Origin of the sequence: Phyllobacterium pellucidum, from assembly GCF_013327855.1 — a bacterium.
In the GTDB taxonomy this organism is placed as follows: domain Bacteria; phylum Pseudomonadota; class Alphaproteobacteria; order Rhizobiales; family Rhizobiaceae; genus Phyllobacterium; species Phyllobacterium pellucidum.
In genome coordinates this window covers 559,065-584,341 of record NZ_JABUMX010000002.1, presented here as the reverse complement: position 1 = coordinate 584,341, position 25,277 = coordinate 559,065, and the positions used below count along the sequence as shown (strand labels likewise).

General features: G+C 59.5%; 23 protein-coding genes, 1 other RNA gene and 2 pseudogenes. 13 read left to right on the top strand and 13 right to left on the bottom strand.

The annotated features are described in order from the left end of the window. Positions 1-59: 59 nt before the first annotated feature. On the top strand, positions 60-542 hold the full coding sequence (locus HQ945_RS10845) for a CreA family protein (RefSeq protein ID WP_091922258.1): 483 nt from the start codon (positions 60-62) through the stop codon (positions 540-542). Between the two features lie 108 nt (positions 543-650). Then, complete coding sequence (locus tag HQ945_RS10840; RefSeq protein WP_174208075.1) at positions 651-1,484, top strand: N-acetylmuramoyl-L-alanine amidase; 834 nt, start codon at positions 651-653, stop codon at positions 1,482-1,484. 9 nt (positions 1,485-1,493) lie between these two features. Here the strand turns inward: HQ945_RS10840 and HQ945_RS10835 are convergent, their stop codons facing one another. Beyond that, complete coding sequence (locus HQ945_RS10835) at positions 1,494-3,935, bottom strand: ATP-dependent helicase (protein WP_091922254.1); 2,442 nt, start codon at positions 3,933-3,935, stop codon at positions 1,494-1,496. A gap of 250 nt (positions 3,936-4,185) precedes the next feature. Between HQ945_RS10835 and HQ945_RS10830 the strand changes: the two genes are divergently transcribed. Next, on the top strand, positions 4,186-6,525 hold the full coding sequence (locus HQ945_RS10830; protein ID WP_113282222.1) for a glucose/quinate/shikimate family membrane-bound PQQ-dependent dehydrogenase: 2,340 nt from the start codon (positions 4,186-4,188) through the stop codon (positions 6,523-6,525). A 3-nt stretch (positions 6,526-6,528) separates the two neighbouring features. Here HQ945_RS10830 and HQ945_RS10825 read toward each other — a convergent pair whose 3' ends face one another. Further along, positions 6,529-6,999, bottom strand: a complete 471-nt coding sequence (locus HQ945_RS10825) for an Lrp/AsnC family transcriptional regulator (RefSeq protein WP_091945076.1) — start codon at positions 6,997-6,999, stop codon at positions 6,529-6,531. Positions 7,000-7,145: 146 nt separating this feature from the next. Here HQ945_RS10825 and HQ945_RS10820 point away from each other — a divergent pair, with 146 nt between their 5' ends. The 6 genes from HQ945_RS10820 (at position 7,146) to HQ945_RS10795 (ending at position 15,944) form a co-directional block, all read left to right on the top strand. After that, a complete protein-coding gene (locus tag HQ945_RS10820; protein ID WP_113282223.1) occupies positions 7,146-8,057 on the top strand; it encodes a DMT family transporter in 912 nt (303 codons plus the stop codon). A 44-nt stretch (positions 8,058-8,101) separates the two neighbouring features. Continuing rightward, positions 8,102-8,989 carry a dienelactone hydrolase family protein gene (locus HQ945_RS10815; protein ID WP_113282224.1) on the top strand — a complete coding sequence of 296 codons (888 nt, stop codon included), beginning with the start codon at positions 8,102-8,104 and terminating at the stop codon, positions 8,987-8,989. An 84-nt stretch (positions 8,990-9,073) separates the two neighbouring features. Further along, complete coding sequence (locus tag HQ945_RS10810) at positions 9,074-10,027, top strand: hypothetical protein (RefSeq protein ID WP_113282225.1); 954 nt, start codon at positions 9,074-9,076, stop codon at positions 10,025-10,027. A gap of 8 nt (positions 10,028-10,035) precedes the next feature. Further along, a complete protein-coding gene (locus tag HQ945_RS10805; protein ID WP_027231871.1) occupies positions 10,036-10,401 on the top strand; it encodes a DUF2185 domain-containing protein in 366 nt (121 codons plus the stop codon). Between the two features lie 223 nt (positions 10,402-10,624). Beyond that, the gene (locus HQ945_RS10800) at positions 10,625-12,034 is read left to right on the top strand and encodes an FAD-binding oxidoreductase (protein WP_027231870.1); all 1,410 of its coding nucleotides are present in this window, start codon (positions 10,625-10,627) and stop codon (positions 12,032-12,034) included. 124 nt (positions 12,035-12,158) lie between these two features. Then, a complete protein-coding gene (locus HQ945_RS10795; RefSeq protein WP_281358743.1) occupies positions 12,159-15,944 on the top strand; it encodes an AsmA family protein in 3,786 nt (1,261 codons plus the stop codon). Positions 15,945-15,974: 30 nt separating this feature from the next. Here HQ945_RS10795 and HQ945_RS10790 read toward each other — a convergent pair whose 3' ends face one another. The 5 genes from HQ945_RS10790 to HQ945_RS10770 form a co-directional block, all read right to left on the bottom strand. Further along, complete coding sequence (locus HQ945_RS10790) at positions 15,975-16,460, bottom strand: VOC family protein (protein ID WP_027231868.1); 486 nt, start codon at positions 16,458-16,460, stop codon at positions 15,975-15,977. A gap of 101 nt (positions 16,461-16,561) precedes the next feature. Further along, positions 16,562-16,792, bottom strand: coding sequence for a ribbon-helix-helix domain-containing protein (locus HQ945_RS10785; RefSeq protein ID WP_027231867.1), 231 nt, complete (start codon positions 16,790-16,792; stop codon positions 16,562-16,564). Continuing rightward, entirely contained in the window at positions 16,789-17,007 is a 219-nt protein-coding gene (locus HQ945_RS10780; protein WP_036814435.1) for a DUF4169 family protein, read from the bottom strand. The genes HQ945_RS10785 and HQ945_RS10780 overlap by 4 nt, the downstream gene beginning before the upstream one ends. A gap of 2 nt (positions 17,008-17,009) precedes the next feature. Further along, positions 17,010-17,579 carry an SspB family protein gene (locus HQ945_RS10775; RefSeq protein WP_027231866.1) on the bottom strand — a complete coding sequence of 190 codons (570 nt, stop codon included), beginning with the start codon at positions 17,577-17,579 and terminating at the stop codon, positions 17,010-17,012. A gap of 184 nt (positions 17,580-17,763) precedes the next feature. Further along, the gene (locus HQ945_RS10770; protein ID WP_246272640.1) at positions 17,764-18,420 is read right to left on the bottom strand and encodes a TetR/AcrR family transcriptional regulator; all 657 of its coding nucleotides are present in this window, start codon (positions 18,418-18,420) and stop codon (positions 17,764-17,766) included. Between the two features lie 241 nt (positions 18,421-18,661). Between HQ945_RS10770 and HQ945_RS10765 the strand changes: the two are divergent. Then, positions 18,662-19,869 (top strand): annotated as a pseudogene (locus tag HQ945_RS10765) (multidrug effflux MFS transporter). Positions 19,870-19,932: 63 nt separating this feature from the next. On the opposite strand, the gene HQ945_RS10760 reads toward HQ945_RS10765, so the two are convergent. The 4 genes from HQ945_RS10760 to ssrA form a co-directional block, all read right to left on the bottom strand. Next, positions 19,933-20,490 carry an AAA family ATPase gene (locus HQ945_RS10760; RefSeq protein ID WP_113282229.1) on the bottom strand — a complete coding sequence of 186 codons (558 nt, stop codon included), beginning with the start codon at positions 20,488-20,490 and terminating at the stop codon, positions 19,933-19,935. Between the two features lie 203 nt (positions 20,491-20,693). Continuing rightward, on the bottom strand, positions 20,694-21,173 hold the full coding sequence (locus HQ945_RS10755) for an SRPBCC family protein (protein ID WP_091922237.1): 480 nt from the start codon (positions 21,171-21,173) through the stop codon (positions 20,694-20,696). After that, positions 21,166-21,507, bottom strand: coding sequence for an ArsR/SmtB family transcription factor (locus HQ945_RS10750; RefSeq protein ID WP_027231862.1), 342 nt, complete (start codon positions 21,505-21,507; stop codon positions 21,166-21,168). Before HQ945_RS10750 ends, HQ945_RS10755 begins: the two co-directional genes overlap by 8 nt. Positions 21,508-21,645: 138 nt before the next feature. Further along, positions 21,646-22,002, bottom strand: a transfer-messenger RNA (tmRNA) gene (ssrA, locus tag HQ945_RS22690). 143 nt (positions 22,003-22,145) lie between these two features. Here ssrA and HQ945_RS10745 point away from each other — a divergent pair. Beyond that, positions 22,146-22,457, top strand: a complete 312-nt coding sequence (locus HQ945_RS10745; protein ID WP_027231861.1) for a DUF2853 family protein — start codon at positions 22,146-22,148, stop codon at positions 22,455-22,457. 54 nt (positions 22,458-22,511) lie between these two features. Here HQ945_RS10745 and HQ945_RS10740 read toward each other — a convergent pair whose 3' ends face one another. After that, positions 22,512-23,591 carry an NAD(P)/FAD-dependent oxidoreductase gene (locus tag HQ945_RS10740; protein WP_425500640.1) on the bottom strand — a complete coding sequence of 360 codons (1,080 nt, stop codon included), beginning with the start codon at positions 23,589-23,591 and terminating at the stop codon, positions 22,512-22,514. 5 nt (positions 23,592-23,596) lie between these two features. After that, positions 23,597-23,740, bottom strand: a pseudogene (locus tag HQ945_RS23135) (DinB family protein); the annotation flags it as partial. 191 nt (positions 23,741-23,931) lie between these two features. Between HQ945_RS23135 and HQ945_RS10735 the strand changes: the two are divergent. Together HQ945_RS10735 and HQ945_RS10730 are read left to right on the top strand one after the other, a co-directional pair. After that, positions 23,932-24,726 (top strand): thymidylate synthase, encoded by a 795-nt coding sequence (locus HQ945_RS10735; RefSeq protein ID WP_027231859.1) that lies wholly within the window; start codon positions 23,932-23,934, stop codon positions 24,724-24,726. A gap of 43 nt (positions 24,727-24,769) precedes the next feature. After that, positions 24,770-25,270: a dihydrofolate reductase gene (locus HQ945_RS10730; protein WP_091922233.1), complete on the top strand. Its 501-nt coding sequence runs from the start codon at positions 24,770-24,772 to the stop codon at positions 25,268-25,270. Positions 25,271-25,277 lie beyond the last annotated feature (7 nt).

The window sequence follows — 25,277 nt, the reverse complement described above, 5'->3', positions numbered from 1 at the left end:
TCGCCGCCTTAAATCGCCAACTGTCTCTGGCGAACGTTTTTGAACCTCCGGAGATTTGAATGAAGAAGACATTGATTGCACTCATGCTTTTTGGCGCCGCGGCATTCCAGCCGGCAACAGCCGAGGAGGTCGGCAAGGTGGGCGTCGACTGGTTCGGCAATGATATCGTCATCGATGCGGTCCATGATCCGAAAGTGGAGGGCGTGACCTGCCACCTTGCTTCTTTCTCCCGCGGGGTTATCGATCGGCTGCAAAAGGGCAACTGGTTCGAAGACCCGTCCAATGCGTCGATTTCGTGCCAGCAGACGGGCCCGGTGACCATTGGCGATATCGAACTTGGCGAAGGCGGGGAACGCGTATTCTCCGAGCGCACCAGCCTTATCTGGAAGAAGCTCGTCATCACCCGCATCTACGACAAACCCAACAATTCGCTGATCTATCTGGCGCACGCGACGCAGGTTCAGGACGGCTCGGCCAAGACCTCGATCTCGACCATCCCGCTTTTTGCCGGCAATGTGACCTGGACCAAGGGCAAGCCCTAATAGAGGTCTGTGGCCTGCGATGGCGAAAAATAGTAGCCCGTTCGTCTAATAGGAATTTATTCTTATAACGTATAGGTTAGGACCAGTTCTACATCAAGGAAACTGGTCATGAAGTTCACGATTAAAAATCATAGGCTTGCTCCGATTGGTTCCCAGCTTCCGTTCGTTGCTTCTCCCAATGTCGGCGGCGCGCTGGCCCCGAAATTCATCGCCATTCACTATACGGCAAGTGGGCCGGACGCCGATATCGCCCGATATTTTTCGCAAAAGTCCGCCAACGTCGCGGCTCACCTCGTCGTACCGCGCGATGGCTCCATCTGTCAGTGCGTGCCCTTCGACAAGGTCGCATGGCACGCGGGTCAAAGCCGCTGGACCGGCAAGGGCGGCCGGCAATATTCCGGTCTTAACAATTCTGCGATCGGCATCGAGATCGAGAACTGGGGACCTTTGAAGAAGAGCGGCGCCGGCTGGGTATCGTGGACGGGTGCGCCGGTCGAAGGTCAAAAGGTTATCGAAGCAAGGCACAAGTTCGGCGCGCCCGATTGCGGGTGGGAGGTTTTCACTACGGCGCAGCTCGAGACCGTGATCGCGGCGGTCCAGGCGATCTGCGCCGAATATGCCATCGAGGATATTCTCGGCCACGACGATATCGCGCCCGGCCGCAAGTCCGATCCCGGCCCGGCCTGGGACATGGCGACGTTCAAGGCCAAGGTGAAAGGCGAGGCCGAAGATGGCGATGCGGTGATGGTCGTGCATTGCCCGAGCGGGCTCAACATCCGCTCCGGTGCCGGGGCGTCGTTCCCGCTGGTTCATAATATGCTGCCCGATGGTACGAAGGTCTTGGTGCACGAAGCCAGCGGCAAATGGCGCTACGTTTCGGTGCTCGAGGCTTCAGGAAAGCCAGACTTTTCGGGTTGGGTTCACGGCGATTGGCTGGTTTAATCCAGCCAGTCAAATCGCCTGAACGAAACTGTCGAGCACGCGCTTCTGGCCGGCCTTGTCGAAATCGATCGTCAGCTTGTTGCCTTCGATCGAGGAGACGTTGCCGTTGCCGAATTTGATATGGAAGACGCGGTCGCCCACGTCGAAGTTGGAGGGCGTTTCGCTGACGGATTTTGCCACGAGTTCCCCATCTATGGTGCGGCCCTTGACCGAGCCGCGTCCGGCGCCGAAGCCCGAATCCGTCTCGCCATAGCCGATCCGCTCCACCTTCGCGCCCGAGCGTGAGCCCCAATTGTTGCGCGTGGCATCAGAGCGATGCTGCTGCGCCCGCTGCCAGCCTGGGGTCGAATAGCTGTTCTCGAACGGGTCGGCGCGGTCGAAACGCGACTGGCCATAACCGCCGCGTCCGCCATAGCCTCCATAGGAATCGCCACCCGCGACAACGTCCACATGCGCTTCCGGCAGTTCTTCGAGGAAGCGCGAGGGAATAGTCGATTGCCACAGACCATGGATGCGCCGGTTGGAGACGAACCAGATGTGAAGGTTCTTCTTGGCGCGGGTCAGCCCGACATAGGCGAGGCGGCGCTCCTCTTCGAGGCCGGACCTTCCGCCTTCGTCAAGCGCCCGCTGGTTCGGAAAGAGACCTTCCTCCCAACCGGGGAGAAATACCGTCTCGAACTCCAGTCCCTTGGCCGAATGCAGCGTCATGATGTTGACGGAGTCAAGGTTCTCGTTCCGCTCGGCATCCATGACCAGCGCGACATGTTCGAGGAACGAGCGCAGCGACTCGTATTCCTCCATCGAGCGAATCAGTTCCTTGAGGTTTTCCAACCGGCCAGGCGCTTCGGCCGACCGATCCGCCTGCCACATCGCGGTATAACCGGATTCGTCGAGGATTTGCTCGGCGAGTTCCGTATGCGGCGTATTGTCGATGAGCGCCTGCCAGCGCTTGAAGTTCTCGATGACTTCGCGCAACGCTGAACGCGGCTTCGGCTTCAGCTCTTCGGTTTCGACAAGGTCGACGGCGGCATCGAACATGCTGATGTCGCGAGCGCGGGCATAATCATGCAATTGGCGGATCGCTGCCTCGCCAAGCCCGCGCTTCGGCGTGTTGACGATGCGCTCCAGGGCAAGATCGTCGGAAGTCTGCGCCACGACACGCAGATAGGCGAGGGCATCGCGTATCTCAAGGCGTTCGTAAAAACGCGGTCCGCCTACAACCCGGTAGTTCAGTCCGAGCGTGACGAAGCGGTCTTCGAATTCGCGCATCTGGTGGGAGGCGCGCACGAGGATCGCCATGTCGTTGAGATTGTGCCCGCGACGCTGCGCCTGCTCGATTTCTTCGCCGACAGCACGGGCTTCCTCTTCGGAATCCCAGGCGGCGTGGACATTCACCTTGGCATCGTCTGGGTTTGCCGCATCGGTGAAGAGCGTTTTGCCGAGCCGGCCTTCATTGTGCGAGATGAGGTAGGAGGCAGCACCGAGAATATGTGCGGTCGAGCGATAGTTGCGCTCGAGGCGGATGACCTTGGCGCCGGGGAAATCCTTCTCGAAGCGCAGGATATTGTCCACCTCCGCGCCGCGCCAGCCATAAATGGACTGGTCGTCGTCGCCGACGCAACAGACATTCTTCGACCCCTGCGAAATCAGGCGCAGCCACATATATTGGGCGGTGTTGGTGTCCTGATACTCGTCGACCAGAATGTAGCGGAACTTTGCGTGATATTCCTTCAGAACATCCGGGTTGGCGCGGAACATGCGGATCGGATGACATAAAAGATCGCCGAAATCGCAGGCATTGAGCGTCTTCAAGCGGTTTTGATAGGCCGTATAGAGTTCGCGCCCCTTGCCGTTGGCAAATGACCGCGCATCGCCTTCCGGTATTTCGGCCGGACCGAGGCCCTTGTTTTTCCAGCTGTCGATCATCAGCGCGAATTGCTTGGCCGGCCAGCGCTTGTCGTCAATTCCCTCGGCCTGGATGATCTGCTTGATGAGGCGGATCACATCGTCCGTATCGAGAATGGTGAAATCGGATTTGAGCCCGACAAGTTCGGCGTGCCGGCGCAGTAGCTTGACACCGATCGAGTGAAACGTGCCAAGCCAGGGCATGCCTTCGACGGCGCCGCCGACAAGGACCCCGATGCGCTCTTTCATCTCGCGCGCGGCCTTGTTTGTGAAGGTCACGGCGAGTATCTGGCTCGGATAGGCTTTACCAAGTGAAAGGATATGCGCGATGCGGGAGGTCAGAACGCGGGTCTTGCCCGTGCCGGCACCGGCGAGGACGAGGACCGGTCCCTCCGTCGTCTCCACGGCAAGGCGTTGCTCGGGATTAAGGCCATTGAGGTAAGGCGGTGCGCCGCGCGCCTGCATGGCGCGCGCAGCTATGCCCGATGGACGCCGCGGCGCCTCAGGTTCATCGAAGAATGGAATATCGTCAGGCAATCCGGCCATTTGAACCCAATGTAATGATTCGGGATCGAAAAACCAGATAAAAGCGATACAAAAAGAGAACGGGCGCGCGCTGAGAGGGCTTGAGCGGTGTATATCTCCGGTTGCATTGTTCCTTAGTCGATATTGCTTCAAGCAATTTAAAGGCTTACCCATTTTGACCAGAGCCGACTCTGGCAGCCGCCGGCGCATTCGCAGCCGCATGCCAAGGCCACCGAACCGAACTTGATTGAGCCTGGAAAGGACCCCCACCATGGCAATCACTCTGACGGCGCTCATCTTCTTCATCTTTGCAGCGGTGCTTGGCGTCGGCGGGATCTGGCTCATTATTCTCGGCGGCAGCTGGTACTATCTCATCGCTGGCATCCTCTTCCTTGCCACGTCGATCCAGCTTTTTCGCAAGCGCAGTTCCGCCCTCATCATCTACGCTGTTCTGGTCATAGGCACATTGGCCTGGGCGATCTGGGAGATCGGGTTCGACTGGTGGCAGCTCGCGCCGCGCGGCGGCGTGATCATGCTTTTCGCGCTCTGGTTGCTGACCCCATGGATCCGGCGTGAGCTCAACGAGGAGGAGGGGAGGTCGCCCTCTGATTTTCTGCCGGCACTGCCATTGGGCATTGCGGCAATCGTCGGGCTCGGCGTTGCTGGCTACGCGATGACAGGCGATCCGCTTGAGATCGTGGGCGAACTCAGCAAGGAAGTCATCGTTGCCACGCCTGACCTTGGCGGCAATGTGCCGGACAATGAATGGCACCAATATGGCCGCACGCCCTACGGCCAGCGCTATTCGCCGCTGAAGCAAATCACGACCGAGAATGTCGGCAACCTGCAGCTCGCCTGGCAATATCAGACCGGCGATGTGAAGCTGCCGCAGGACGTTGGGGAAACCACCTATCAGGTCACGCCGCTCAAGGTCCACGATACGCTCTACCTGTGCACGCCGCACAATTGGGCGATCGCTATCGATGCGGCGACGGGCAAGGAGAAATGGAAGTTCGATCCGAATGTCGGTCTCAACCCGGATCGCCAGCATCAGACGTGTCGCGGCGTCTCCTATTATGCCGATCCGAATGTGACGGCGGGGCAACCCTGCGCCGAGCGCGTGTATCTGCCGACATCTGACGCCCGTCTGATTGCCCTCGATGCGGCCAATGGCCAAATCTGCCCATCCTTCGGCGACAAAGGCACAGTCCATCTTGAAAAGGGCATGCCTTACAATCCCGCCGGCTATTACTACTCGACATCGCCGCCGGTCATAGCGGCTGGCAAGATCATTGTTGGCGGCGCCGTCAATGACAATTACTCGGTCCACGAACAATCCGGGGTCATCCGCGCCTTCGACATCAATACCGGCGCCCTGATCTGGAACTGGGATTCCGGCAATCCGGACATAACGGCGCCGTTGCCCGAAGGACAGACTTATACGCATAACTCACCGAACAGCTGGTCGGTATCCAGCGTCGATGAGAAGCTTGGCCTCCTCTTCGTGCCGCTCGGCAACCAGACGCCCGATCAGCTGGGAGCCGGGCGCAGCGAGAATGTCGAGAAATTCTCCTCATCCATCGTTGCCCTCGATCTGAACTCCGGACAGTTGCGCTGGGTGCGCCAGACCGTGCATCACGACCTCTGGGACATGGACATTCCGGCCCAGCCGGTGCTTGTCGACATCAATACGGCTACGGGCTCGGTGCCAGCCCTGGTCGGCCCCACCAAGCAGGGCGACATCTATGTTCTTAACCGGCGCACGGGCGAACCGATCATACCGGTCAACGAGGTGCCGGCGCCAACGGGCGCCATAGAAGGCGATTCCACGTCACCGACGCAGCCGGTTTCGGACCTTACCTTTATGCCGCAGCGTCTGACAGGCAAGGACATGTGGGGCGTGTCGATGTTCGACCAACTCGCCTGCCGCGTCGAGTTTCTTCGCCTGCGCTATGACGGGCGCTATACGCCGCCCTCGCTGCAAGGCTCGCTGATCTATCCGGGCAATTTCGGTGTGTTCAACTGGGGCAGTGTCGCGGTTGATCCGGCGCGCCAGGTGATGTTCGGCATGCCGACCTATCTCGCCTTCACCTCGCGGCTGGTGCCACGTGCCGAAGTGCCGCCGCCCGGCGCGGGTACGAAAGGCAGCGAGCAGGGCCTCAACCGCAATGAAGGCGCCCCCTATGCGGTCTATATGGGGCCGTTCGTCTCGCCGCTTGGCTTGCCTTGCCAGGCGCCGCCGTGGGGCTATGTCGCCGGCGCGGATCTGCGCACCGGCAAAATCGCCTATAAGCGCCGCAACGGCACTGTCCGCGATTCTTCGCCGCTGCCCTTGCCCTTCAAGGTCGGGGTGCCGGGCATCGGCGGACCGATGATCACGGCAGGCGGCGTCGCCTTCCTCGGCGCGGCTGTCGATGATTATCTCAGGGCCTACGATCTCACGAGCGGCAAGCAATTGTGGGAGACGCGGTTGCCAGCCGGCGGTCAGTCGACGCCGATGACCTATGCGCTCGCCGACGGCAAGCAATATGTCGTCATCGTCGCCGGCGGTCACGGTTCGGTCGGAACCAAGCCCGGCGATTACGTCATGGCCTATGCATTGCCGAAGTGAGCATCATCGCTGCGGCAATTTCAGCGGCGCGCCGGTCTTTACCGTCCGAATGGCGAAGTTGGAGCGTATATCGGCGACGCCGGGCAGAAGGAGCAACTTGTCGGTGAGGAATCGTTCATAGGCGCTGAGGTCTTCGACCACCACTTCGGCCAGAAAATCTGCCGTGCCTGAAATGAGGAAAGCGGCCGCAACCTCAGGCATCGCCAGGAGCGCGGCCTGCTGCGCTTCCGAGTTTTCGCGGCTGTGGTGCCCGACCTTTATTTCCACGAAAACCGTCAAGCCGAGGCCTACGGCCTTGCGGTCGATGTCGGCGCGGTAGCCGCGGATCACGCCAGATTTTTCGAGGTTGCGGATGCGGCGCAGGCAGGGGGACGGGGAGAGGTTCACCTTCTCGGCGATCTCCACATTGGTTGCACGCGCATCCTCCTGCAACGCCTCAAGAATGCCGATATCGAAATTATCCATATTTGGCATAAATGACCTCTTACAGGGTTTGAATTTCCCGAAAGTTGCTGAAAGCATAAGTAGAGCGGCATCAACTTGCAAGGACATGCTTCGACCGTTTGCCCTATTGTTCTCTCAACCGAACGATGTTTCGGACGAAACGAAAGGACATTCCGATGGTTGCTCTTGCCCCCGAAATGAAGAAGTCCAATTCACTGGGAGCCGGTTACGCCGGCGCATTGATTACCATCCTTATCTGGGCGACGTGGATCATCGCCACCCGGCACAGCAGCGCAACACACCTTGGCACCATCGATCTCGGCTTGATCCGCTATGGTGTTCCGGCGCTGGTCCTTACGCCGGTCTGGCTCAGAACCGGGCTCATTCCGCGCGGCGTGCCAGTCAAGCTTGTCGCCATCATGGTCTGCGGGGCAGGGGCACTCTTCTTCCAGATCACCACCTTTGCCATCCATTCCACGCCTGCTTCGGCGGTGGGCGTATTGCTCGGCGGATCGATGCCGCTTGCTGCCGCACTGATCGGCGTGGTCGTCTTCGGCGAGCGGCCGGATTTCACCCGCTGGCTCGGCCTTGCCGCAATCGTGGCCGGTCTTGCGATACTTCTCACCATCGCGCTCGGCAGCCACGCGATCGGGTGGATCAGCTTTACCTTTCTGCCGCTGGGAGCTCTCCTGTGGGCCGGCTATACGCATGCGTTCAAGCGCTCCGGCCTCACGGCGCTTGAAGGCGGCGCGTTGATTGCGGTCTGGTCTTTCATCATCCACATTGGCCTCGCGCTTGTCTTCGGTACGGCCATCACCAGCGTTCCCCTGGCGGAGATCGCGTTGCAGTTTCTCAGCCAGGGCATCCTGTCGGGCCTCGCCGCCATGCTCGCCTATGGGATCGCTGTGCGTGTGCTGGGCGGCAGCCAGGCAGCGGCCTTCAGCGCCCTCACGCCGGTTCTTGCCGCGCTTGGCGGCGCCATCTTCCTTGACGAACCGGTCGGCGTCTGGGAGATTGCGGCAGCATTGATAACCGGGCTTGGCGTTGCCCTCTCAACCGGCATCCTTTCACACCGCTGCAAGCGCTGATGTGAAAGGTCGGCGCCTCGCCCCCCAACAAGGGTGAGGCTGTCATGAACGATCCTAACGCTACTCCGAAAATCACGCAGGCCATGGTCGATGCCTATGACGAGTATACGCACCTGACGCTTGACCGGCGCTCTTTCATGGACAAATTGACCAAGCTTGCCGGCTCGGGTGCTGCTGCAGCCATGATCGCCCCGCTGCTGGCGGCAAATTCCGCGAGAGCGGCCATCGTCGCTGCCGACGACAAGCGCCTGCTCACGAAGGATGTCGTGTTTCCCGGATCCAAAGGCGAGATCAAGGGCTATAGGGCAAGCCCTGCCGATGCGTCCGGCAAGCTTCCCGGCGTTGTCGTCATTCATGAAAATCGTGGCTTGAACGATCATATCCGCGATGTCGCGCGGCGCGTGGCGCTCGAAGGCTTTGTTGCGCTCGCGCCTGACCTGTTGTCCGTTTCGGGAGGAACGCCGCCGGATGAGGACAAGGCCCGCGACATGATCGGGGCGCTCGATGCCAGCATGGCGATTGCCGAAGGTGTCGCGACCATCGAATATCTGAAGAACGATAAGGCCACCAACGGCAAGGTCGGGGTCGTCGGCTTCTGCTGGGGCGGCGGGCTTGTCAATGACCTTGCCGTCAATGCGCCCGATCTTGGCGCAGGCGTCGCCTATTACGGGCGCCAGCCCAAGGCTGAAGACGTGCAGAAGATCAAGGCGCCGCTCCTCCTGCAATATGCTGGGCTCGATACGCGCATCAATGCGGGCATCGACGCCTACAAGAAGGCGCTCGAGGCGAACGGCAAGACCTTCGAAATCTTTGTCTATGATGGCGCCAATCACGCTTTCAACAATGATACCTCGGAGGCGCGTTACGACAAGAAGGCCGCCGAGCTTGCCTGGGGCCGGACAATCGGCTTCTTCAAGAAGAACCTGAGCTAGCGCGAAACAGCGAACGAGGCCAACAGCTTGCGGGAACCGTCGCGGAGCACTACTTCTGGATGACGTTCACGCAAGGAACCGCCAATGCGCCTGGTCACAATTGCCCTAAGCTTTCTGATGTTGCTGCTCGCCGGCATTGGGGCAAGCCGCGCTGATGATGTCGTATTTCCGGGCGGATCGAGCATAGGGCTCGTCCCGCCGCCCGGGCTGGTGCTTTCCACCAATTTCAGCGGTTTCGAAGACGCAGCCAAGGGCACCTCCGTCGTCGTCACCGAAATGCCCGCCGACGCCTATGCGGCACTGGCGGCCAAATTCAATCCCGAGGGCCTGCGCGAGACGGGCATCGAAACTGTGGGCCAGCCTGAAAACTGGCCGGTTCAGGGCGCGGTCGTCTCCAAGCTCATGCGCGGGAGCCAGATGGCGGCCGGCATAAAATATCGCAAATGGATCGTGCTCGTCGGTGCACAGTCGACGACAGCCATGGTCACGGTGCAGATTCCCGATGGCGTCGAAGGCGGCCTGTCCGATGCCGATGTCGATCAGGCGCTGCGCAGCATCGTCGTTCGCCCGCCGCCGAGCCTCGATGAACAGATCGCATCGCTCCCCTTCAAGCTGACCGACATGGCGGGCTTTCGTCCTGTGCGCGTCATCGCCGGCGCGACGTTTCTTTTGACCGAAGGAGCAAATGACGTTGCGACCAACTCCATACAGCCGATGGTAATCATTGCCTCAAATCTCAATACGGCGCCCGAGCCGTCCACGCGCATGGACTTTGCCAGGCAAGCGTTTGCGTCGCTGACCGGCATCAAGGATGTCAGTTCCGACAATGAATCGAGTTCCGAAGCCGACGGCGCCGAATGGGTCGAAATCGACGGCAGCGCCAAGGATGCGGCGAGCGGGGATCCTCTCTATGTCGCTCAAATCGCCCGTTTCGAGGCCAGTCGATACGTCCGTGCCATCCTGATCGTTCGCGACAGTGAGAAGGCCAAATATGCCGATCGCTTCCGTAAACTAGCCAAATCCATGACGATCAATTAAAATTGGCCATGGAAAAGAGCTATCGACTCAGTGAAGACCAGATACGGCCATTGATTCGCAATTATGGTGGCTGCATCGCTACGGACACGATAACGATCGATGGTTTTCCGGTGCGTTTCATGTACCGCGAAGACCCCGACAACGAGTTCGACAGTGGCTGGCGCTTCCTTTCCGGCTTTGAGAGCGACGACTACATGGAAGATCCGGAGAACAGCGGCATCTTTGACGTCAATACGATCGCCAATTACGATCCGAGCATTATTCCCTTGCTGGACGCTCCGGTCGGCAGTGTCTTCGAGAAGACCGGCCAGCAGGAACGCTTCGTCGCGGTGACCGATTGGCATCCGGACGACGATGACGACGAAGAAGACTGACGCGCGGCGTTGCGACGCGCTGGGCCGGCAACTTTCACACTGAGTTACAACTGGACAAGTCACGTGCATTCCCCGAAAATGCGGTGATAATCGATGAATCCTCGATTGTTGTGCCCAGCCCTCGCTTGTGCGCGGGTGGTGGTCAAAAAGAGTGTGCGAACGCGCATGCATGAGCTTGTGGCCGTTTCGGCCGTAAACGATGCGCGGAAGGGTGGAGACTGAAATGGCACTGGCAGACGCAGAGGCATTGCTGCGCAACGAGAACGGAATTGCAACTGTCGTATCGATTCTCAAGAAGCGCTTCGGCGATAATGCCCAAACCGGCAAATCCATTCGCGAACAGCATGCCCACACCACGAGCTACGTTCCGAACCAGGCTCCCGATCTCGTCGTTTTCGCCGAATCCGTCGAGGACGTGCAGGAGGTCGTGCGCCTTTGCGGAGAGTGGCAGGTACCGGTCATCGCGTTTGGAACAGGCACTTCCCTCGAAGGCCATGTGAACGCGCCGGCCGGCGGCATATCGATCGATCTGTCGCGCATGAACCGCATTCTGAAAGTCTATAGCGAAGACCTGAATGTCGTTGTCGAACCTGGGGTTACGCGCAAGGAGCTTAACGAATATCTGCGCGATACCGGGCTGTTCTTCCCGATCGATCCCGGCGCCAATGCGAGCCTCGGCGGAATGGCGGCGACGCGCGCCTCGGGAACGAATGCAGTGCGCTACGGCACAATGCGCGAGAACGTTCTGGCTGTGAAAGCCGTGATGCCCGACGGTCGTCTCATCACCACGTCGAAACGGGTGAAGAAGACATCCGCGGGCTATGACCTGACGCGGCTTCTCATAGGTTCCGAAGGCACGCTCGGCATCATTGTCGAACTGACGCTCAAGCTCTACGGCATTCCGCAGGCGATTTCTGGCGGTATCTGTGCGTTTCCCGATCTCGAGAGCGCCTGCAACACGGTGATCGAAACCATCCAGATGGGCATTCCCGTGGCGCGTATCGAACTCGTCAACCAGCTCGAAATGCAGGCAATGATCGCCTATTCAAAGCTCGACTACGAACCGGCGCCCTACCTGTTCCTGGAGTTTCACGGCAGTGAAACCGGGGTGGCGGAACAGGCGGAGCTCTTCGGCGAAATCGCTGCGGCCAATGGCGGCGGCGCATTCAAATGGACCGCCAATGTTGAGGAGCGGGAGAAACTCTGGTCGGCGCGGCACAACTCGTACTTTGCCTGCATGACGCTCGCTCCGGGCAAGCAGTCGCTGTCAACGGATGTCTGCGTGCCGATCTCGCGATTGGCGGAATGCATTGTGGAGACGGAAACCGATATCGAGAGCAGCGGCCTCATCGCGCCGATCGTCGGCCATGCGGGAGACGGCAACTTCCATGTGCTCGTGCTGTTCGATGAAAAGAACCCCGAGGAGATACAAAAGGTCGAAGCCTTCGTCGAGCGCCTCAATTTGCGGGCCATCGCAATGGATGGTACCTGCACCGGCGAGCACGGCATAGGGCAGGGCAAGATCAAGTTCCTGAGAGCCGAGCTTGGCGGTGCGGTCGATGTCATGGAAACGATTAAGCGCGCCATCGATCCGGGCAATATCATGAATCCCGGCAAGATCTTACGGCTTTGAGCTTGCAAGTTGATTCGGGGCGCTGAACCTTTTTCTGAGGATTGCGTGCGAGCGAGGCGCTCGTCACGCCCGCGTGCGCAATCTTCTGCTATAGCGCCCAAGATAGAGTGATCGGAGCAGGAACCTGGCACGCCTTTTTGTTTTCATTGGTGGACTCCTCGTCCTGGTGCTGACTGCAGCACTGATCGTGCCTTATTTCGTCGACTGGGCCGGTTATCGTTCGTCGTTCGAGCGGGAGGCGTCGGCGCTTCTGGGCCGGCCCGTTACGGTTGCGGGCAGCGCGAGCGCGCGTCTCCTGCCGTTTCCTTCGGTAACATTCTCCGATGTGCGGGTCGGCGATCCCGGCACCGAGCCCGTCATGACGATCGACAAGTTCTCAATGGATGCCGAGCTTGCGCCCTTTATACGCGGCGAAATCCTGATTTTCGACATGCGCATCGAGAATCCGCGGGCCACCGTTCGGATCGACAAGGACGGGGCGTTCGACTGGGCGATCCGTCCGCGTACGCCGTTTCATTCCGCGCAGGTACGGCTTGAAGACATGCGCATCACGGACGGATCGATCATCATCCGCGATGCTTCGACGGGAACCACGCGTACGGTTACCAATCTGGATGCCACGCTTGCAGCGAACGATCTGTCCGGACCCTGGAGCTTCGATGGCACGCTGTTCTTCAACGGCAAGAAGACCGCCGTTACTGCATCGACAGGCGCGGTCAAACCGGATGGTACGATGAACCTGCGCACCCGCTTCACTCCTGACAATGTTCCGGCCTCGTTCGAAACCGACGGTCTCGTTTCGCTTCAGAACAGCGGCCTCAAATATACCGGCAGTATCGCCATCCGCTCGGCCGATGAAGTCGCTGCGGCTACGGGCGCCAAAGTCGAGCAGAAAAAAGCAAAGCCGCTATTGTCCAGCCTGCGGGTGACAGGCCGCTTCGAGGCCGACCACGCCAAGGTGACAATCCCCGAGTTCCGCATGGAGCAGGGGCCCGTGGACGATCCTTATGTGGTCAATGGCACCGCCCTGTTCGATTATGGCAAGACCCCCCACTTCGAAGTGACGGCAGATGGCCAGCAGGTCACCTTCGCGGAGCAGGCTCAGCCGGCGAAAGGCGCAACGCCGACCCCGATAACGGCGGCCGAGCGTCTGGCGGTGTTCCGCCGCCTCATGGACCAGCTGCCAATTCCAACAGTGCCGGGCAGGATCGACCTCAAACTGCCCGCGATCGTTGCGGGCGATACGACCATCCGCTCCGTCACCATCGACGCTGCGCCATCCGCAGCCGGCTGGACGATCAACCAGTTGCGGGCCGAACTGCCGGGACGCACGCAATTCGAGGCAAAGGGTACCTTAAGGGTCGGCGATGATTTCGGCTTCGACGGCCGGTTGCTCGTCGCTTCTCGGCAGCCCTCCGGGCTCGCAGCATGGCTGACCAATTCGGTCGACGAAGCCATCCGGCGTCTGCCTGGCGCGGGCTTTTCCGGCGATGTAAGCCTGCGCGATGACCTGCAGAAGATCGACAATCTCGAGGTTGCCCTTGGCGGGGCCTCGCTGAAGGGTTCGCTTCTGCGAAGCGCCAAGGGCGAATCCCTGCCGCTGACGCAATTGGTGCTCGAGGGCGGCGCGCTTGACGCGGATGCGCTTGAAGCATTCGCCGCCATCTTCGGCAATAATAACCAGCCTTCGGACGATGGCTCACCGCAATTGCGCGGACAGGACCTCGATGTGCATCTCAAAGCTGGACCCGTCACCCATGGCGGCCTTGTCGCAGAAACGCTCGACACCTCATTCCGCCTGCGCGACGGCGTCTTCGATATTGATCGCCTGACGATCGGCAATGTCGCCGGGGCAACCATTACCGCAACCGGCAAGCTCGAACCCTTCAAGGCGGAACCATCCGGCTCAATCGATTCGACCGTGCTTTCCGACAACCTTGCTCCCTTCGTGACGGCTATGGCGCGAAGGTTTCCCGACTTCCCATTCATAACGTCGCTCAGCCAGCATGCGGTAAGCTATCCCGGCCTTTTCGAGGAAACCAAGCTTAACGTTCTCGCCAATAGCCTGCAGGGAAAAAGCGGTGCCAACGAGTTCTCCTTAAGCGCGGCCGGCAAGACCGGCGGGATGGACGTCACGCTTTCAGGTACGACCTCGAAGAACAGCGAGGGTTTGCGAAGCCTCGAACTCACCATGGATTCGCGCAGCGAACAGGCGGAAGCCCTGATGGCGTTCATCGGCCTGCCGGCGCTGCCTCTTGGGCTTGCTGGCGGGCTTGAAGCGGATCTTGCCTTGAAGGGCAACGAGAAGGACGGGCTGCAGACGCAACTTTCGCTTAAAGCATCGGACGGACAGGCGCTCGTCGATGGCGTGTTTCGCAATATCGGCGATATTCTCAGTGGCGAAGGTAGGGCCTCGATCAAGGCAGCGGACCTCGAACCCTATATCGCGACGGCAGGCTACACGCTTCCAGGCTTTGGCGATGGCATGCCCGTGGATCTTGCCAGCAGCTTTCAACTGGGCAAGGGCAGGCTTAACCTTCCCGATCTTGCGGGCCAGGTGAGCGGTACCAAGGTCGGCGGACGGCTCGGAATAGAAATCGCCAACCAGGTCCCCGACGTTCAAGGCGATTTGAATTTGGCGCATCTCGATCTTGCGACTCTCGGTGACTTCATGCTCGGGACCAGCGCGCTCCAAGCGGAGGCACTCGGGCCATGGCCGACGACGACGTTTTCGGGCACACAGCTATTTCCCCTGAATGTCAAGCTGAAGCTTAATGCAAACGAGGCGGATGCCGGTTTCCTCGGGACGATCGGCAAATTTCAGGCAAACACGGCGCTGAAAGACGGATCGCTACGCTTCGATGACGCGAAGGGGGATATTCTCGGCGGCAATTTCAACGGCATGTTCGAACTGCGCAATACCAGCGGAACGGGACTGGCAACAGGTCAGTTCACCCTGGACGGTACGGCGCTCGATACGCTTTACAAGCCCGATGAGGACGTAATCCCCTTCGTGCCGCTTCGCGGCAAGACAAAAATTTCGGCATCGGTCAATGCAACCGGCACGTCAGTGGCCGAGATGATGCAATCGGTGGCGGGTTCCGGTGTCATTTCTGTCGCCGATCTTGCGATCAATGCTCTCAATCCAGCGGCATTGACGCCGATTGTGACGGATACGGATGCGGCCGACGGGCCGGTTACCCCGGCAATGATCGACGCCACGATCGGCAAATATCTCAACACTGGCGAGTTCAAGGCGGGCGCTGCCGAGTTCGCCTTCACCATCGCCGGCGGCATGGCGCGCACGTCGACGTTCCAGTTGGCGAGCGAGGGAGCGACGCTTGGCGCCGATCTTAGGGTCAACTTTCCGGATCTCACCGTCGCGTCGCAGGGACGTTTCGTTTTCGATCCCGGAAAGTCGATCGTGGCCGGGGCCGATCCCGTCGTCGAGTTCAGCCTCTATGGACCTTGGGCAGCACCGAAGGTGACGCTCAACCAGCAGCCATTGGAGCAATTTCTGACGCAGCGGGCGCTTGAGCGCGAGCAACAGCGGGTCGACGCCATGCAGGCGGCGCTTGTCGAAAAGCAGCGGCTGCGCCGCGAGGCTCAACTCTTCCAGGCGCGTGCGGACGAAAGGCAGCGTCTTGCCGAAGAGGCGCGGTTGAAGGCTGAACAAGAGGCAAAGGAAGCGGCTGAACGCGCCGAGGCGGAAAAACGCGCCGCCGAGGAGCGGGCGGCTGCAGCAAAGAGAGCTGCGGACGAAGCTGCGGCCCAGAAGGCCCTTGAACAGGGCCAAACGCCGCCCGCGCAAGGGCAGGGCGGCGCAGCTGTGGCCCCGTCACAGGGATCGGGTACGATAAACAAGCAGTCCGTCGACGAGTTTTTGAAGACGCTCGAACCAAAATTTTAGGTCGGGGAGAATTCCGTCGATGAGCGCTGCCTATCCGGCGTCATAGGCCCGTTGCAGCTCGGCGATTTCAAGCTTGTGCATATCCATCAATGCATTCATGACGCGCGTCGACCGGTCCACGTCCTTGTCCTGCAGCATTTCCATGATCAGCGATGGAACGATCTGCCATGACAGGCCAAACTTGTCCTTTAGCCAGCCGCATGGTCCGGGTTCGCCGCCATCGGCTGTCAGTTTTTCCCAGTAGTAATCGATTTCTTCCTGGTTGGCGCAGTCGACGGTGAGTGAGACAGCCTCGGTGAATCTGAACTGCGGGCCGCCATTAAGGGCGAGATATTCCTCGCCTGCCAACTGGAACTTGGCGATCAAGACCTTGCCTTCCTTTTCTGGGTCGCTCTTGCCCCAGTGGGTAATTTCAAGAACCTTCGAATCCTTGAAAACCGACAAATAGAACTCAATCGCGTCCTCAGCATTTCCGTCGAACCAAAGGCATGGCGTAATCTTCTGGTTGGCTGGCATCTATCCTTCCTTTCGATTTGAATTCAACCGCTCCGAGGACGAACGAGCATGGGCCGGGCCGACACCGCGCCTATATTTTTTTGCAGAGTCGCAACAGCTATTTACGGACGATTGTTGCCGGCGTTTCTCACCCAACCGAGAACATGAAGCCTTAACGCCGACGAAAGATTGGAATTGCGGTCGCGGGTCTCATCCACTTCGGCAATGAGGCCGGCGATGGTCAGATTGCGGGCTTTGGCGATGTCGAGCAGAAGGTCGTAGAAAGCGTCTTCGAGCGAAAAGCTCGTGCGGTGGCCATGAATGGAAACCGAGCGCTTGCGGACGGCGCTCACGTCTTGTCCGTAGGCACGTCAGCCGGGTCGGCGGCGTCGGGCTTTTCCAGCCTATTGACGTCGAGAAAGCGCGCGGCCTTGTTGGTCTCATCGCGCTCGAATTGCTTTTCAACCTTGGTGCGACCGTACCGGATGCGGTTCTCGGCGGCGTGCTTGTCCTTTGCGTCCTTGGCCCTGCGCTTCTTGACCAGGCGAAGGTTGACGATCTCGCCCACAGCTATTTTTTCTTGCGGAAGGAGTCCAGCGATACGACGGAAGCCGATGATTTCTCGCCGTTTTCCTCAGCAGCTTCACCGCCTGCCTTTGCAGGCTTCTTCGCTGCCTTGACGGGCGGCTTCGGCTTGGCGCTCGGCGTTGCGACCTTGGGCTTTTCGGGCTGGGCAGGCGCGATGCTGGTGACGCCCTGATCATTGTCCCCGACCGTTTCGGCAATCTCGACGTCGAATTCGAGTTCGAAATTGACCGAAGGATCATAAAAGCCGCGAATGGCCGAGAACGGCACGACGAGGCGCTCCGGCACGTCGCCGAAGGAGAGGCCAACCTCGAACTGCGTGTCGGTCACCTGCATGTCCCAGAACTGATGCTGCAACACGATCGTCATCTGCTCGGGATATTTCTCGTGCAGCCGGGTCGAGATTCGCACGCCGGGCGCGCCAGTCAGGAAGGTGACGAAGAAATGATGATTGCCCGGGAGACCTGCCTTGGCAACTTCGCCGAGCACTTTGCGGATGACGCCCCGAAGCGCTTCCTGGGCAAGTATATCGTAGCGGATCATATCTTGTGGCATGCATTCTTATCCCATGGATTCACCCCTGCCTGTCAAGCGAAAGGGTGACCGAATTTCGACCATTATGGCGCATGGCTAAAGGAATTGCGACCGCTTGTCAGCACTGCGCTTAAATTTAACGTGATGGGCTGGGCGGATCGTTAAGCGCAGTGAGCGGAGAGGGAAAATGGCGCGCCAATAATGATCAGCCGACAACGGAAAGCGCCGGGCTCGGGCGGTTCGAATCGTTGCCCTGGGGGGCATAGGCGCGAAGGAACGTGCGGACCGCGTTGCGCGACGCGCTCTCCATCTGTTCCTGGCTCGGCGTTTCTCCGAACAGCGTTACCATCTGCAGGTCGGCGTTGACGAGCGCAAGAAACTGGCGCGCGGCGACATCGACATCGTCGATGTCGAGGATAGCTTTGTGGTTGAGGCGGGCGAACAGCGCGGCGAGGGCCATGGTAATCTTGCCCGGCCCATGCTGGCGCCAGGCCTCGAACAGATGCGGATAACGTTCGCCCTCGCTTTGGACAAGCTTGCGCAAAAAGCGCCCGTCCTGATTGCAAAGGCAATTCTGGGTCAAACGTATTGCAAACCCGGTCAGTTCGTTCTCCAGATTGTCACTTTTCTCGGGAAAGGTCGCAAGGACCGAAAAGAGCGCGGCATTGGCCCGGTCCATGACGTCGGCGACGACGGCGGTAAACAGCGTTTCCTTCTCGCGGTAGTGGTTGTAGATGGTCTGGCGGGAAACGTTGGCCTCGACGGCAATTTCGTCGATACTCGCTCCGGAAAAGCCTTCGCGGCAAAACACGTTGGCAGCGGCGTCAAGGATGGAAAGGCGTTTGGCACATTGGCCACGCATGGTGGGCCCCGCGGATTTCAGGGCAACGTCACGATTTGTCATGAATGAAAGATAAGGCGTCTTGACGTTTTAGACAATGGTGTCTAATTTGACACTCGTGTCCAAAATTGTTGACACGCCAATTAACGCGGTACGTGTACTTCCTCCCAAGACTGTGCGCTCCGTCAAACCTCATCCTGATCGCAAGGCACCGCGGAAACAATCCGGTTTCTGCGCCGCAGCTTTTGAAAGATTTGGCATCATGACGACATCCTTCTTTCGCAACGCTCTCATCCTCGGTCTTCTCACTGCGATCGGCCCATTTGCCATCGACACGTACTTGCCGGCCATGCCATCGATCGGCAGGGAACTCGGGGCAGAAAACAGCGCCGTACAGCTGAGCCTACTGGCATTCTTCATTTCCTTTGCAATTTTCCAGTTGCTGTACGGTCCCTTGTCCGACATGTGGGGCCGCAAGGCGCCCCTCTACATAGGCATCGGCCTCTTTGCCGTCGCCAGCATCGGCTGCGCCCTTGCGCAGGATATCGAGACGCTCGTCGCCTTCCGCTTCCTGCAGGGAATTGGCGGCGCCGCCGGGATGGTCATTCCGCGGGCGATCGTCCGTGACATGCACACGGGCGTCCAGGCGGCCCGCCTGATGTCGCTGCTGATGCTGGTCTTTAGCATTTCGCCGATCCTGGCGCCGCTGACGGGCAGTGCCGTCATCGAATTTTACGGTTGGCGCGGTGTTTTCTGGGCGGTGATGATCGCCGCCTTCATCGGCCTTATCCTGCTATCGACTCAGCTCAAGGAAACGCGCCCATCCGAGGCGCGTGCCGAAAGCGGCCTTGGCAGCGCCATGTCGGCCTACCGCCTGCTTCTTGGCGACCGGAATTTCCTGACGCTCACCTTTATCGGCGGCCTCGGCATTTCCAGTTTCCTTGTCTATCTCGCGAACTCGCCATTCGTGCTGATCGATCACTATGGGCTGACGCCAACCCAATACAGCATAGCGTTCTCGACAATGCCGTGTCGTTCTTTGCTGTATCGCAATTGACCGGCTGGCTCGGCGACCGCTTTGGCCTCGTCCGCGTCATGCGCATGGCGGTCACGGCGTTCGCGCTCACCATGGCGGCGATGGTCGTGGTCATGAGCCTTGGTATCAATCAACTGCCGGTGATGGCGGCGTTCCTCTTTGTTGGATACGGCTTCCTCGGCCTCGTCATCCCGACAACCTCGGTTCTGGCGCTCGAGGACCACGGCGAAATCGCCGGTACGGCGTCGGCGCTGATGGGTACGCTGCATTTCGTCACCTCGGCGATAGCGATGGTCATTGCCGGCGTGTTTTTCGACGGCACGGCCCTGCCGATGGCCATAGGCATCGCTCTTTGTGCGGTTGGCGCTTTCGTTCTTACCCAGGCAACAATCGGCAGGCGCCGCGTCGTTGAGGCGGGAGCCGCTGCCGAATAATTCTGATCCTCCGTCAGAAGCATGCGAAGGCTCCCGGAACGCGCGTTCCGGGAGCCTTTGTCGTCAGGTGACGGCGCCTATGGTTTCGATAAGGAAGGCGACCCGCTCCGAAATCGGCACGCGTGGAACCTCGACGAGCGCATAGCCGCAATCGCTGTAGGCCGAAACCATTGCGTGAAAGGTCCGCTCGGCCTCTTCAAGCGTTTGTTTGCGCTCTGTATCCTGTGTGAATATCTCCGACCACGGCGGCAGAATGAAAACCGTCGGGTTGTAGCGGAATATCCCTGCTGCCTTGCGGACATGTGCGGGAACTTCAAGGCCGCTAAGCTCCAGATAGCCGACAATGTCGGGCACGCCGCGATCGAAGAAGACGAGGTCGGCGTTGTCGGCTGCGCTATCGTAGGATCGCATCTCCCACGACAGCATCAGTTCCGCGAAGATGGCGGGGTCCTTCCATGGCACGGCAGGGCCATCCACTATCTGATTATGGCGGATGATTGCGCGCCCGGCCTCGGTCGAGGTTGCGTATCCGCGCTGGCCAAGGGCTGAGATCAGGCTCGTCTTGCCCGAGCCCGGACCGCCGGTGAGAATGATGAAATTGTTCTGGATGTGTTGCTGCATAAAATGCTCCGGCTCGACGGTTGCGGAAAGACCGTGGCCCGTCACGCGTTGACGTCAGGCACAGACTGTAAGTTCCGGGCCGATTGAAATTTGGGAATTTGGGGAGTGCGCATGGGCTAGCGCGGGGAGGGTGCACCGAATCGAATGCCATCGCTATCATAAGGGCGGCGACGAACCATCGCCACCCCGATTTGCAGTCCGAATTATTCGCGTGCGAGCAGAGCTTCGAGGCGGTCGAAGGCGCTGTTCCAGCCGGTGACATGGCCGTCGCAACTTTCCGCCGTCTCGAAAACGCTCTGGCGGAATGTCATCAGCGTCTTCGCCGCCTGATCTTCAAAGGTGATGTGGACAAGGGTCTCGTTTCCAGGCTTACCGTCCTCCTGGTCCCAGGCAAAGGTGAAGGCCAGTGTTCGATTGGGTACAATCTGCTGGTAGACGCCGCCGTGCCAGAGTTTTTTCCCCGTCGCTGCCGAATCGAGGCACGCGCGCCACTTGCCGCCAACGCGAAAGTCCGCTTCCACCTGGGTTGCCGGATAATCACGCGGACCGAGCCACTGCATCATCCGTTTCGGGTTGGCGAAGGCCGTGAAGACGATGGCAGGCGGCGCATTGAACAGTCGTGTGATGGTAAGGATGCGTCCCGCAGTGTCATTCGTCACGTGGGCCCTATTGGTATCAGCCATCTTGCTCTCCGTTGTTTTGTACTTCGTGCAGATAGTCTTCCAGTCGGTCGAAGCTGCTTTCCCAGAACTGGCGGTAGCGTTCGAGCCAGTCGGTCGCTTCCTTCAAAGGCTTGGCATCGAGGCTGCAGGGTCGCCACTGCGCTTCACGGCTTCGGATCACAAGGCCCGCCCGTTCAAGCACCTTCAGATGTTTGGTAATTGCAGGTCCTGACATGTCGAACGGCTGCGCGAGTTCAGTGACCGAGGTCGTTCCAAGCGACAAGCGTGCCAGGATTGCACGGCGCGTTGGGTCAGCGAGCGCTGAAAATATTGTGTCGAGTCGATCAGGCGTCATCTTAACGGAACCGAATGGTTATTTAACTTGTGAGTTTAATACACCTTGCGTTAACGGCGGTCAAGCGGTCGTCGACAAATGCAGACGTCCATCGGGCGAGGTCCGAGGCGAATTTTGTTAAAAAGAAGCAGAGAGGGAAGTGGAGGCTTCTGTTGCCAGGTGCCTCCGAACCCCGCCTAGAAGTGCGAACCCCTAGGACTTGATTTGAAGCTATCGCACCGCATTAAGCGGCGAGACGTGCTTCCGCATAGTTGTCGTTTGCAACTACTGAGTTAGCCCGATAACGGTGGTACAATGCCGGGCAAAAGAGCGATCTTTACACCCTTGTCGATCCTGTGTCGCCCCCGCCACAAGGCAGCGCCTCGGCTGCATTGTGGTGGAGGCGCCGGGTACTGCCCCCGGGTCCAATGGGCTTATTGCATCGTCCGTTTATCACCATAGCCGACCGAAGCCGGCACGACTTATATAGGGCCTGATTTGTTGAATTGAAAGAGTGCATTGACTTCAAATCGTTGCTGGGGAATGTTTCGACTCGTATACAGAGTCACCGCCTCATGCGTCGGCCAGTCGCGAGGCGTCTTCAGGTTTCAGGGAGGCTGCAATGCGGGGCATTGCACCCAGCAAGCAGGGGAATTTCCATGACTGACTATTTGAAGGATGTACGCCATTACGACGCAGCTGCCGATGAGGCGACTGTTGCCAAGATCGTCAAGCACCTCGGCATTGCCCTGCGCAACCGCGACTCGTCGCTGGTATCCTGCACGGACCCTGATGAACTTAAGCGGGTACGTACCAACTGGGTAGAAAAGAAACTTGGCCTCACCGACACCGCCAAGGCAGAAGCCGCCATCGAGTCGGTTTGTGCCGCCATGAAGGCTGACAACACCAAGAGCCGTGTCACCTTCTACTATTTGACGGCGAAAGCACTCGGCGCCCTCGGAAGCCTCTGATCCACGCTTTCCTGATCGATGTGAAATCCCTGGCCGTGCGCCGGGGATTTTGCGTCAGGAGGCCGCGCGGCCGGCGACTTCAAATCGCTCCAGCCTATAAGGCGCGAGGCGTTCATCTACAGCCTGCGTCATGATTTCGCCGCCGACCATGGTTCCTACCAAGGGGGCGAGGGTGACACCTGAATGCATGACGGCAATGTAAAGGCCGTCGCAACCTTCTGGCCGGCCAATGACGGGAAATCCGTCCGCAGGCGTCGGGCGATATCCTATCGTGTGAAACTCAAGGGCAAGATCGTCCGCATCCCGAAACATTGCCTTGACCTTGGCGAAGAGAGCTTCCGCGGTTTGGCCAGGATCAACGCCGGGCTCGCTTCCCGCGAAATCGCTGCCGGCAATGATACGCCCGGCCGCCGTCTGGCGCATGTGGACTTCGGGCGCAATCACCAATCCATTCAAACGCTGCCGTGTTGGCTTGGAATGAACAATCAAACCGGGCGGCGTCTCAAGCGGCACTGTAACGCCGACAGACGCCGCAAGCTTGGTAACAGCGGCTCCGGCGGCGAGCACCACCATGTCGGCCGTCATTTCACCGGAAGAGGTCCGGACGCCGGTAATACGCCCACCTTCCTCGCGCAGGGCGGTGACGGTCACATTGTCGATCAACGTTGCGCCGTGGGCTCGCGCATCAGCAAACAGTATGCGCGCGGCGTCGACCGGCTCGACTGCGCCTTCCTCCGCAACGGCAACCGCGAAGTCCGGATGTTCTGCGAGGTTTGGCTCCAGATTGGAAGCCTCAGCACGGCCAACGTGCCTGATATCGTAGCCCCAGCGTCCGTGCTCGGTCAGATAGGCATGCAATTCATCAGGCGCGAGGTCCCAGCACAGGCTGCCGCACCAGCGCAGCGGCATGTCCGGCAATTGCGATGCAAGCTGCCGCCACTCAGCCATCGCGCTACGTCGCAGCCGGAAATAGGGTTCCGGATTGCCCCAGCTCGCGTTGATCCAGGCAAAAGAAGCAGTGGTCGCAACGCCGCCCGCGTGCTCGGCGAGCACGGTGACTTCAGCGCCGGCTTTCGCCAGCGAGCGGGCAATTGATGCGCCGATAATGCCGGCGCCGACGACGATAATTTTCATGGACCTCATTTGCTCTCGAAATTGCGACGGCTGGGATCCGTCCTGTGGAGAAAACCGGCAAAGACATCGCCGGATGCCGCATCCGACACTTGGGGTAGCAGCCGGCCCACTTCACCGCGATGTTAGCTGCCATGGGTAATCACATGCGCTCTTGCTATTCAATCAAATTCAAAATGGCGGGTCATCAAAAGGCAAATGTCGAACGACTTCAGACAGATCGAAGCGATCAGAGCTTGATGCTCATACGCGAGGCTTATGCCCTCATGCGCTCTGAAGCCGGGATACTGTGGATTGGCGAAAGCGATGGTTTTTCGCCGGTCGAATCTGCTAAGAAGGAGGCATGCGCACTTATCTCGATCTTCTCCAGCATGTCCTGGACACAGGCGTCGACCGCGGCGACCGGACCGGTACCGGGACACGTTCCGTGTTCGGCTACCAGATGCGGTTTGATCTTTCGGCAGGCTTCCCGCTGCTGACGACGAAGAAGCTCCACCTCAAGTCCATTATCCATGAGTTGCTGTGGTTTCTCGAGGGCGATACCAACATCGCCTATTTGAATGAGCACGGTGTCACCATCTGGGATGAGTGGGCCGATGAGAACGGCGACCTTGGGCCGGTATACGGCTACCAGTGGCGTTCCTGGCCGGCCGCCGATGGGCGGCACATCGACCAGATTGCCAATGTGGTCGAGGCGATAAAGACCAACCCGCATTCGCGGCGCCTGATTGTTTCGGCGTGGAATCCGGCGCTTGTCGACGAGATGGCCCTGCCGCCATGCCATTGCCTGTTCCAGTTTTACGTTTCGGATGGAAAGCTTTCCTGCCAGCTCTACCAGCGCTCGGCCGATATTTTCCTGGGCGTACCCTTCAACATCGCCTCCTACGCGCTGCTGACGATGATGGTGGCGCAGGTAACAGGCCTGAAGCCCGGCGATTTTGTCCACACGCTTGGCGATGCGCATCTCTATTCGAACCATTTCGAACAGGCCAGGTTGCAGCTTGGCCGAACGCCCGGTCCCCTGCCGAAGATGCACATCAATCCGGCGGTAACGGACCTCTTTGCCTTCAAATATGACGATTTCCGTCTGATAGATTACGTCGCCGAATCCAGCATAAAGGCGCCGATCGCCGTTTAGGTTTTTTCGTCGCGGGTGCTCATTAAGAACGGACGATGTCAGCATGATCAGTTTCGTGGTTGCAATTGCCGAAAACGGCGTCATCGGACGAGAGAACGGCCTGCCTTGGCGGCTGTCCTCGGATCTGAAGCGCTTCAAGGCGACGACAATGGGCAAGCCTATCATCATGGGCCGCAAGACCTGGGATTCGCTCGGCCGCCCGTTGCCCGGACGCACCAATATCGTCGTAACGCGCGACGCTGCCTTCGGAGTCGATGGCGTCATTGCGGTTCGCTCCGTCGATGAAGCGCTGGTCGTGGCCGGCAGTCATGCCTCTGCCGACAAGGTCGACGAGATCTGCATCATTGGTGGGGGCGAAATCTTTCGCCAGACCTTGAACCGCGTCGACCGGCTCTACGTGACCTGGGTGCTCGCTGACATCGATGGCGACGTGCACTTTCCGCCGATCGATCCCAAGATCTGGGCCGAGGTTTCCAGCGAGGAATTCCCGGCTGGCGAGAAGGACAATTATCCGACGCGGTTTGCCGTCTACGAGCGCCGCTGAGTGCGCG